The organism is Amedibacillus sp. YH-ame6 (genome assembly GCF_053848845.1).
The window spans coordinates 74124-84855 of sequence record NZ_JBSPEZ010000012.1 but is presented as its reverse complement, the minus strand read 5'-3'; the positions used below and the strand labels follow the sequence as shown (position 1 = coordinate 84855).

At 35.2% G+C, this 10732-nt stretch carries 12 protein-coding genes; all 12 read left to right on the top strand.

The features are described from left to right. Positions 1-324: 324 nt before the first annotated feature. On the top strand, positions 325-2079 hold the full coding sequence (locus ACWG0P_RS09430; protein WP_455801504.1) for a septation ring formation regulator EzrA: 1755 nt from the start codon (positions 325-327) through the stop codon (positions 2077-2079). Position 2080: 1 nt separating this feature from the next. After that, on the top strand, positions 2081-3211 hold the full coding sequence (locus tag ACWG0P_RS09425) for a cysteine desulfurase family protein (protein ID WP_455801503.1): 1131 nt from the start codon (positions 2081-2083) through the stop codon (positions 3209-3211). Then, positions 3192-4400: a tRNA uracil 4-sulfurtransferase ThiI gene (gene thiI / locus ACWG0P_RS09420; RefSeq protein WP_455801502.1), complete on the top strand. Its 1209-nt coding sequence runs from the start codon at positions 3192-3194 to the stop codon at positions 4398-4400. Before ACWG0P_RS09425 ends, thiI begins: the two co-directional genes overlap by 20 nt. Before the next feature lie 45 nt (positions 4401-4445). Next, complete coding sequence (locus ACWG0P_RS09415; protein ID WP_455801501.1) at positions 4446-4673, top strand: hypothetical protein; 228 nt, start codon at positions 4446-4448, stop codon at positions 4671-4673. Positions 4674-4806: 133 nt separating this feature from the next. Beyond that, complete coding sequence (locus ACWG0P_RS09410) at positions 4807-5592, top strand: putative RNA methyltransferase (RefSeq protein ID WP_455801500.1); 786 nt, start codon at positions 4807-4809, stop codon at positions 5590-5592. A 90-nt stretch (positions 5593-5682) separates the two neighbouring features. Then, on the top strand, positions 5683-7080 hold the full coding sequence (gene ffh, locus ACWG0P_RS09405) for a signal recognition particle protein (RefSeq protein WP_455801499.1): 1398 nt from the start codon (positions 5683-5685) through the stop codon (positions 7078-7080). 39 nt (positions 7081-7119) lie between these two features. Continuing rightward, entirely contained in the window at positions 7120-8100 is a 981-nt protein-coding gene (locus ACWG0P_RS09400) for a D-isomer specific 2-hydroxyacid dehydrogenase family protein (protein ID WP_455801498.1), read from the top strand. 87 nt (positions 8101-8187) lie between these two features. Further along, complete coding sequence (gene rpsP / locus ACWG0P_RS09395) at positions 8188-8460, top strand: 30S ribosomal protein S16 (RefSeq protein WP_455791824.1); 273 nt, start codon at positions 8188-8190, stop codon at positions 8458-8460. 8 nt (positions 8461-8468) lie between these two features. Beyond that, a complete protein-coding gene (locus ACWG0P_RS09390) occupies positions 8469-8714 on the top strand; it encodes a KH domain-containing protein (RefSeq protein ID WP_455791822.1) in 246 nt (81 codons plus the stop codon). Between the two features lie 78 nt (positions 8715-8792). After that, positions 8793-9293, top strand: a complete 501-nt coding sequence (gene rimM, locus ACWG0P_RS09385; protein WP_455791820.1) for a ribosome maturation factor RimM — start codon at positions 8793-8795, stop codon at positions 9291-9293. Further along, positions 9290-10012, top strand: coding sequence for a tRNA (guanosine(37)-N1)-methyltransferase TrmD (gene trmD, locus ACWG0P_RS09380; RefSeq protein WP_455801497.1), 723 nt, complete (start codon positions 9290-9292; stop codon positions 10010-10012). The genes rimM and trmD overlap by 4 nt, the downstream gene beginning before the upstream one ends. Before the next feature lie 305 nt (positions 10013-10317). Beyond that, positions 10318-10665 carry a 50S ribosomal protein L19 gene (gene rplS, locus ACWG0P_RS09375; RefSeq protein ID WP_455791816.1) on the top strand — a complete coding sequence of 116 codons (348 nt, stop codon included), beginning with the start codon at positions 10318-10320 and terminating at the stop codon, positions 10663-10665. Positions 10666-10732: the final 67 nt, after the last annotated feature.

Below are 10732 nucleotides of genomic sequence, written 5' to 3'. Positions count from 1 at the left end.
TTTTCAAGAATAGTGAATTCTAGAAAAAGTACGAAACTAAATCAATAACGAAAAAAGGTCTCATCCCCTTTACTTAGGGGACTTGGGACCTTTTTACTATCTTCCAAGTGTAAAACTTGAGACTATACCAAACATGCCTATAGATGTCAATCAGAACTTTCTTTACTAATCATGAACTAAAGAAATCATATGATTCTATAAATTGTCAAAAAAAGTGTTTATAGACCCTATTGAAAACTGTGAAAACTTACGAAAATATAATTTCTTAATTGCGTGTTTTATGTTACAATATATACAGTGAAAATCAGTGAAAGAGGTGCCTATATGGATAATTTTATCAATCGTATAAAAAACATCGTTTCCTTGGATGTTTTGATTTATATTGTGATTGCGCTTGTTGCGATTATATTACTTACAATTATAATGTTGGTGATTCGTAAAAAACGGGCTACGAAACAATTGGAGGAATTAGAGCTTCATTATAACTCGTTGAAGGGAATCCCTCTTGCGTTTAAATTGAATAAGGCAGTTGCATTATCTCGTGTGAATGAAGATATGAGTGCACAGGTAGATGTCTGTAAAGCAGACTTTGATGAAATTCAAGAGAAACTAAAAAACTGCAGTGTAGAGCTTGCGGAAATTGATGATATGATTTATGGTCATAAGGTCAAAGGCGCAAAACGTAAAATGGATTCATTGGTATTTGATTTAGAGTTGTGTGAAGCGGATGTAAAAAAAATCAATATGGTGTTGGATGACATTCTAGAACAAGAGAATGAACAACGAGTACATATCAATGCATTGAAAGAACAATTCCGTGCGATTAAGAAAGTAATTAATGATAATCGTACTTCCTACTCACAAAGCTATGAGTATTTAGAAACGGAAGTCATCACGATTGAAAAGATGTTTTCTAAATTTGAAGAATGGATGTTTGCCTCAGAGTTTAATAAAGCTGCAGATGAACAAAAAGAAATTGGAGAATCCATTCGTCATTTAGAAGATATCGTACAAGTTTTACCATCCCTTTATGAACGTGCAAAAGGTGCTTTACCAAGAGCAATTGATGAGGTAGGGTATGCATTTGCACAGGCAAAGAACAAAGGGGTTTATCTTGATCATTTAGAAGTTCGTAAGAATTTAGATGTTATCAGTGATATGTTAAAATCTGATTTGAATAAACTTCGTAACGGAAATCCTGAAAATGTAAAAGAGGATTTGGATGATTGTGAAACAAGGATTGCTCAACTTTCTGAACAAATCAGTATGGAAGAGCGTGCCTTTAGTGAAGTAGATGATAATGTTGATATCTTATTTAAGGATATTCGTGAAGTAAACCAAAATGTAGAAAGTATTCATGAATTATACAATCGAGTTTATGAACGATTTGGATTTGAAAATTGGACAGAAAAGTTAAAAGATGCAGATCATAGATTAGAAGCTTTAAATGATATGCAACGTAAATTAGATAAAATTGTTGGGGAACATCAAGTTCCATATACGACCATTTTAATTGCTTATAAAGAATTAGAACAAAGTGCAGCAAGTTATCGCAGTGATATTTCTGCGATGATGGAGAAGCTTAACAGCGCTTGTAGCGATGAAGAACGTGCGAAGAAACAACTCATCAAACTACAATTGATTTTAAATGAAATTCGTGTAAAGATGTCAAAACATCGTTTGCCAAATGTATCGGTGCAATATGAAGAAGATTTATACAAAGGGAATTCGATGATTAAAGATATTCATGTCATTCTTGATAATTCTCCTTTGGATGTAAAACGTTTGAATAATGAGTTACGTGATGCGATTGATTTTATTTATACATTATATAACAACGTGAACAATTTGGTAGGAATGGCAATTATGGTGGAAAATACAATTGTATTTGGAAACCGTTATCGTTCTTCTTATCCTGAAATTGATTCCGAGTTAACACGTGCTGAGTTATGTTTCAGAAATGGACAATATACAAAAGCATTGAAAATTGGTATCCAATGTATTGAAAAAATGCACCCAGGTTCCTATGAAAAATTGATTAGTCGTAAAGATCCAAGCATTATGAACGCGGAGCAATAACGTGATTTATTTAGATTATGCATCTACGACACCAATTCGTAAAGAGGTGTTGGATACATATACAATGTTACTTACAAAGTATTATGGAAATAGTGACTCCTTACACGATATAGGTCGTGAAAGTGCGAAACTAATGGAACAAAGCCGTGCATCCGTTGCACAGCTTTTCCATGTTCGCTCAGATGAAATCTTTTTCACTTCTTGTGCAAGTGAGTCAAATAACTATGTAATCAAGGGATATGCTTGGGAAAATGATTATAAAGGAAAACATATTATTACGACTTGTGTAGAACATTCTAGTATCCATATGGCATGTGAACAGCTAAAAGAGCATTTTGGGTTTGATATCACGTATTTGCCCGTGAATGAAAAAGGAGTTGTTTCACTACTTGATTTGAAAAATGCTTTACGTAAAGATACAATTCTTGTGTCAATGATGATGGTAAATAATGAAACTGGAGCGATTAACCCAATTAAAGAGTGTGCAGACTATGTACATGAACATAGTAGAGCTGCCTTTCATATGGATGGGGTACAAGCATTAGGTAAAGTTGAACTCGATTTATCTTGGGTGGATATGGCTACATTTTCTGCTCATAAAATTTATGGTTTAAAAGGAAGTGCAATCTTCTATAAAAAAAAGAATATAGAAGTCCTTCCATTGATCAGTGGTGGTCAACAAGAGAATGGTTATCGAGCAGGAACTAGCAACGCTCCAACCAATATTGTGTTTGCGAAAACATTACGTTTGATTTTGGAAGAACAGAAAAACAATTACGAGTATGTAAAAAGACTAAACAACTATCTTCGAGAAGAACTAGGGAAGATGGAGGATGTGTGTATCAATAGTGACACTGAAGGCTCTCCCTATATCCTTAATGTTTCTTGTTTGAAGGTGGGAAGTGAAATTATGCTAAATGCATTGAACGAGAAAGGATTTGCGGTTTCGGCGCAAAGTACTTGTTCATCAAAGAGTAAGGCGATATCAAAAGTGTTGTTGTCTATGGGATTAGGAGAAGTGCGTGCTACCCATGCCGTACGTATTTCATTATCTCATTTGACAACACAAAAAGAAGTAGAAGTATTTATACGTGCATGGAAGGAGATTGCTCATGACTATCGAACAAAATAACATTGTTTATGACCATATTCTGGTCCGCTTTGGTGAACTATCCACGAAAGGAAAGAATAAAAAAGATTTTATCAAACGTTTATTAACAAATATGAAAAACGCATTGCGAGAATTCGAGGCGTTAACGTACGAAAGAACACATGATCGTATGTATATCATGCTAAATGGAGAAGATCCTAAAAAGGTAAGCGAACCACTGGCAAAGGTATTTGGTATTTCTTCTTTTTCTTTTGCGATACAAGTCCCAAGTGATATTGAAGAAATTAAGAAAACAGCCCTTATGGTTGCGAAAGAAACAAGTGGCGATACTTTTAAAATTGAAAGTCGTCGTAGTTATAAATTGTTTCCAATGATTTCAGATGAAATTAATCGAGAACTTGCGGGAGAAATCTTGCGAAATACGGAATGGAAAGTGAATGTAAAGACCCCTGATTTAAGAATCCAAGTGGAATTACATGAAGACCATACTTATATTATGACAAATAAAATCCCTGGTGCTGGTGGATATCCAGTAGGAGTTGGTGGAAAAGCGCTTGTGATGTTATCGGGAGGAATTGATTCCCCTGTAGCAAGTTATCTAATGATGAAACGTGGGATTTCCATTGAATGCATTCATTATGCATCACCTCCATATACCAGCAAAGCTGCACAAGATAAAGTGTTGGATCTTGCTAGAGCAATCGCTCCTTATCAAGGACATATACGTGTACATGTAGTTCCTTTTACAGAACTACAATTGGCAATTTATAAGCACTGTGATGAGAGTTATGCAATTACCATTATGCGTCGTATGATGTATCGTATTGCGCAACGCATTTGTGAGAAACAAAATTGTCTTGCGATTGTAAATGGAGAAAGTATTGGACAGGTTGCATCTCAAACTTTAGAGAGTATGCAAACAATCAATGAAGTTACACAAATGCCAGTGATTCGACCAGTCGCATGTCTTGATAAATTGGAAATTATTGATTTGGCAAAGAAAATCAATACGTACGAGATATCAATTTTACCATTTGAAGACTGTTGTACGATTTTTACTCCTAAAAATCCAGTGACCAAACCAACGCTACATAGAGCACAACGTTTGGAATCTAGATTCGATTTTGAGACTTTATTAAATGAGTGCATTGAGAAAACAGAAAGTATCAATATATATCCTAGCGTTAAGGTGGATGAAGATATTTTCTAGTATAAAGTAAAAAGCCTCAGGCATACTAAACTTGAGGTGAGAAAAATGGAAAGAAGAAAACAGTTTAACGAAAAACAGGTTGAACAAGATCTTTACCAGTACGAAATGGGTATCGAATTAGGTGCTGAACTGGAAAATCAGAAGAGAAATCATGAGTCAGAATATGACAAAGAAAATTCTTGCGAAGATTTCAAAGAAAACTTCAATAACCAGTTCCGTAACAACCAAAATCGTAACCAACGTAACAACAACCAAAAGAATAACGAACGTTAATTCTGCGAATTGATAGACACCCATTGTGGTGTCTTTTCTTTTCTTATATCGTATAGAATTGTATAATTATTTACGATTGTCATCATGTTTTGAAAGGAATTATGCTATAATTTTTAAATTGGAAGGTGATAGTATGTTGGTATGTCCGAAATGTAAGGGTCTATTACAAAAAAATGGCTCTAGTTATATATGTGAAGATCATCACTGTTTTGATATCGCAAAACGTGGGTATGTGAATTTATTGTTAGGGAATCACAAAACAAGTGGAGATGATAAAGAGATGATCATCGCTCGAACAAGATTTTTATCGCACGGTTATTATCAACCACTTTGTGATAGATTAATAGAAATTGTTAAAGAACTTCATCCAACATCTCTTGTGGATGCAGGATGTGGTGAAGGGTTTTATACAAATCAGATTATGAAGGTTCTTCAAGACTGTGAAGTATATGGCTTTGATTTATCAAAACATGGAGTAGATGAAGCGTGCAAAGCTCATACAAGTGCAGTATATGGAGTTGCGAATGTCTTTCATTTACCTTTAGCAGATGCGTGTGCAGATGTGGTATTGTCGGTCTTCGCTCCTTTTGATGAGGAAGAGTGTGCTCGTGTACTAAAAGAACACGGTGTATTTATTAAGGTTGGACCTGGTCCTCAGCATTTAATGGATATGAAAAATGTCTTATACGAAGAAGTATATGAGAATGAAAAGAGTGAACGTTTACAAAGCATGTTTACCTTTGAAGAAGAGTATTATGTGGATTATGAAACATGTATTGATGGACATGATGATATTTGGGCATTGTTTCAAATGACTCCTTATTTTTGGAAATCTCCAAAAGAGGGTAGTGATCGACTTCGAGAGCTACAACAACTTTCTACACGTGTACAATTTCATATCGAAGTATATAGAAAATAAAAGTCTATAAACACGATTATGAACCTTTTACAACAATTCATCCATATGATATAATGGACAAAACAAAGGAATGGAAAGGCGGTTTTTGGTATGGCATTTGAATCATTAAGCGAACGTTTAGGGAAGGCGTTTAAGAATATAACGGGGAAAGGTAAACTTACAGAAAAAAACATGAATGACATGTTGCGTGAAGTGCGTATGTCATTATTAGAAGCAGATGTAAATTATGCTGTTGTGAAAGATTTCATTGCGAAGATTAAAGAACAAGCACTAGGCGAGGAAGTTATGAGTTCCTTAAATCCTGGGCAAATGGTTGTGAAGGTTGTTCATGATGAAATCGTGAATTTATTAGGTAGTGAAGATGCACCTGTAAATTATAGAAAAGAAGGCATTAGTACCATTATGATGGTAGGTCTTCAAGGAACTGGTAAAACAACAGCTGCGGCTAAGATTGCCAGTGTAATGAAGCGTAAGCAAAATAGAAGCCCATTGCTAGTTGCATGCGATGTGATTCGTCCTGCGGCAATTGAACAATTAAAAACCTTAGGAGAAAGTATCGGTGTAGAAGTATTCTCTTTAGGGGTAGAAACGAAAGCTTTAGAAACAGCAAAAAAAGCAATGCTATATGCGAAAGAAAAAGGATATGATACGGTCTTGTTCGATACGGCTGGTCGTTTGCATATCGATGAAGAATTGATGCAAGAATTAGCGGATATCAAGGCAGAAGTTCAACCAGATGATATCTTATTAACGGTCGATGCGATGACAGGACAAGATATCGTTAATGTCGCAAGTAGTTTCCATGAACAACTATCTGTTACTGGATTGGTCGTTACAAAATTAGATGGAGATTCTCGAGGTGGTGGTGTTTTATCCGTACGCACCATTACCAATGTACCAGTGAAGTTTGTTGGTCTTGGTGAAAAAATTGAAGATTTAGATGTATTCCATCCAGATCGTATGGCAGATCGTATTCTTGGTATGGGTGACATCATGACATTGGTGGAACAAGCGCAAGAAAAAATGGATTTAGAAGAAAGCACAAAAGCAGCCAATCGTATGATGAGTGGTAAATTTACATTAAATGATATGTTATCACAATTTCAACAGCTTAAGAAAATGGGTTCATTAGGTGGAATTATGAAGATGATTCCTGGTATGAGTCAAATGGCTGGACAGTTAGATGAAGCAAAAGCAGATAGCAAAATGAAGAAAAGTGAAGCCATTATATTAAGTATGACACCAGAAGAAAGAGAAAATCCAGAAATTCTTCGTGCTTCTAGAAAAAACCGTATTGCGAAAGGTAGTGGAACGCAAGTAGCGGATGTAAATCGTGTAATCAATGATTTTGAAAAAATGAAGACGGTTATGAAACAAATGGGAAGCATGGGTAAAAATGGTATGGGGAATATGTCTGGATTGGGTGCTATGAAAAATATGCGCAACATGAATAAAATGATGCGTGGTGGCAAAGGGAGAAAATTCTAAACAAGGCAAATGCCTTGTTTTTCTTAAGGAGGTAAGCGTATGAAGGTGTTTGTATATGGATGTGGAGTGGAAGAAGAACGATATTTTGAGGAATGTAGAAAACGTTTTTCTATGGAAATAGAAACCTGCCCTAACAAAGCAGTGATGCAAAATACACATTTGGCAAAAGGATATCCTTGTATCTCGGTGCTATCTACACCAATACCCAAAGAACTGATTGAAGAACTTTACGCACAAGGTGTTCGTTTTATATCGACTAGAACGATTGGATTTGATCATATTGATATAGAGACTTGTAAACGATTAGGGATTCATGTTTCCAATGTAACCTATTCACCAGAGAGTGTTGCGGATTATACAATCATGTTATTATTGATGACACTTCGTAATATGAAGTTGATTATGCAAAGTGCGATTTCACAAGACTATTCATTTAAGTGCGTACAAGGTAGAAATCTTAAAGGGAAATGTGTGGGTGTGATCGGCGCTGGAAATATTGCGAGTTGTTTGATTGCTCATTTATATGGGTTTGGATGTAAGATTTTAGTACATGCCCCACATGAGAAAGAAACGTTATTGCCATACGCAACTTTTGTTGATTTGGATACGCTATATCAAGAGAGTGACATCATTACATTACATGTGCCATTGAATGAACAAACACGTCATATGATTTGTAAAGAATCAATCGATAAAATGAAAGATGGTGTAGTTTTAATCAATACTGCAAGAGGTGCTCTAGTGAATAATGAATCTTTGATAACAGCGATTGAGGAAGGAAAAGTATTTGGTGCTGCACTGGATGTAGTGGAGGGAGAAACTGGAATATATTATAACAATCGTAAAGGCTATATTTCTAAACAAAGAGAAATGTTGATACTTAATGGATTTCATAATGTAATCATGTCTCCTCATATGGCTTTTTTAACAGAAGAGAGCAGTGAAGATATGGTCGTAAACTCTATGCTTAGTTGTAAGGCGTTTTATGAACATGAGGAAGATGCTTACAGAATTTGTTAGAAATTTTAAGTGTCAAGTAAAAGTGCTTGACACCTGTATAAATTATGGTATACTACTTACGTAATATTAATTAGGAGGAATCAACACATGGCTGTTAAATTAAGACTAAAAAGAATGGGATCAAAAGCAAGACCTTTCTACAGAATCGTAGCTGCAGACTCTCGTTCACCTAGAGATGGACGTATTATTGAATCAATCGGAACTTACAACCCAACAACAAACCCTGCTTCAGTAACTGTAAATGAAGAATTAGCTGTTAAATGGTTGAAAGATGGCGCTCAGCCTTCTGACACTGTTCGTAATATCCTTTCAAAACAGGGTATCATGAAACGTTTACACGACGAAAAACACGCGAAATAAAAAACAGTATGGATTACGAAAAAACTTTGTTGGATCTTGTAACACCGATGGTTGAAGATAAAACCAATGTATCTGTGAAAATGATGCCTACATTAGAAGACAATGAAATCTTATTGTATGTATATGCAAATAGTGATGACGTTGCTCGTTTGATTGGAAGAAGAGGTGCAATGGCTGCTTCTATTCGTCAAATGATGTCTGTAGCATCAAGGAAAGAAGATAAACGAGTTACCATTAAATTTGAAGCATATTAGGATGTGGCATACACATCCTTTTTCATGGTATAATAAAAAATATAGGAAGGAGTTGAATGCCTGTTTTAGGGCTTTTATATGAAAACAATAAAGGTAGGGGTTTTGGTAAATACCCATGGTTTAAAAGGGGAAGTAAAAGTAAAACCATTGACGGATTTCCCACAATTACGCTTTGCGAAAAAAGCAAATGTATATATCGATGTTAACCAAAAAAGTATCGAGTTAACGATTCAGACAGTTCGTGTGCAAAAAGATATGTTACTTGTTACGTTTAATGGGTATGAAGATATTAATCTAGTTGAGTCTTGGAAAGGGAGTACTCTTTATATACATGAGGAACAACTTCATGAATTAGAAGATGATGAAGCATATTTTTATGAAATGATGGATAGTGAAGTCTACGATCTATCAAATCAATACATTGGGAAAGTTAGTGAAATCATTGAAACAGGCGCAAATGTAGTTCTTCGCGTAGTCAATGGAGAAGACATGAAACTGATTCCTTTTGTAAAACATTTTGTAAAAGAATTTGATAAAGAAAAGAAAATTATGCACGTAGAAATGATGGAAGGTTTATGAAAATAACGATTCTAACACTTTTTCCTGAGTTCTTCGAAAGTTTTCAATCTACCTCCATTATGAAACGTGCAATAGAAAAAGGTTTGGTAGAATTAGAGTGTGTAAACTTTCGTGATTATACATTAGATAAACACCATAATGTAGACGATACTCCTTGTGGTGGAGGGCAGGGGATGTTGTTGTCTGTACAACCGATTGCGGATTGTTTGAAGGCAATTCGTGGAGATGATTCATTTGTCATTATGATGACTCCCCAAGGTGAACGTTTCCAACAAAAAATGGCAAGAGAACTGGTTATTCATCATTCTCATATCATTTTATTATGTGGACATTATGAGGGGTTTGATGAACGTATTAGAAGTTATGTGGATTTAGAAGTGTCACTTGGTGATTTTGTGTTAACTGGTGGAGAAGGGGCTGCGCTTGTAATCAGTGATGCCTTGATACGTCTGTTAGATGGAGTAATTCAGGAAGAAAGTCATTTGGATGACTCTTTTGAAAATGGATTATTGGAATATCCGCAGTATACACGGCCAGTTGAATTCGATGGTATGCAAGTACCAGAAGTTTTGTTAAGTGGTCATCACGCCAATATCAAGAAATGGCGTTTGAAAGAATCTTTGAAAAGAACAATGCAAAAAAGACCAGATTTATTAATCAATCGAGTGTATACGAAAGAAGAAAAGAAACTGTTAAAAGAGATAGAAGATGAACATTAAGTCTTCTTTTTTTTTAGTATTTATACGCATGAAGATGAGATGTGAAAATCTTAAGAAAAATTATGCAAATAATCTGATTTTCATTTCCAAAATGAACGAAAAAATGGTATGATGATAACGGAAAGTACCCGAGCTTTCCACAATTTGATGATTTTATATACACGGTGCAAAATTATGAGAAAAGACTTTACAAACCACATTCCTTTATGCTATTATTATTAGGCCTATTGGCAACGCGGTTCCGCTGAACATTTTCTAGATTCATGAGCCTGTCGTTTAACACAAGCGAAAGGAGCGCCATAATTATGAACATGCAGTTAGTAAACGAAGTTACAAAATCACAGTTGAAGAAAGATATTCCATTCTTCAAGCCAGGAAGTACGGTACGTGTACACGTTAAGATTAAAGAGGGTGACAAGTCTCGTATTCAGGTTTTCGAAGGTTTGGTTATTGAAAAACATGGTGGTGGAATCAGTGAAGCATTCACTGTACGTAAAATTTCAAACCAGATTGGTGTAGAAAGAACATTCCCTATGCATTCTCCAATTGTTGAGAAAATTGAAGTTGTACGTCATGGTAAAGTTAGAAGAAACAAATTATTCTACTTACGCGGACGTTCAGGTAAAGCTTCACGTATTAAAGAAATTCGTTAAACTGATAAAGTCGGGTAGTTACACTCGGCTTTTTCTTATATATTTTAGACAACGGGGAGGTAAAGCA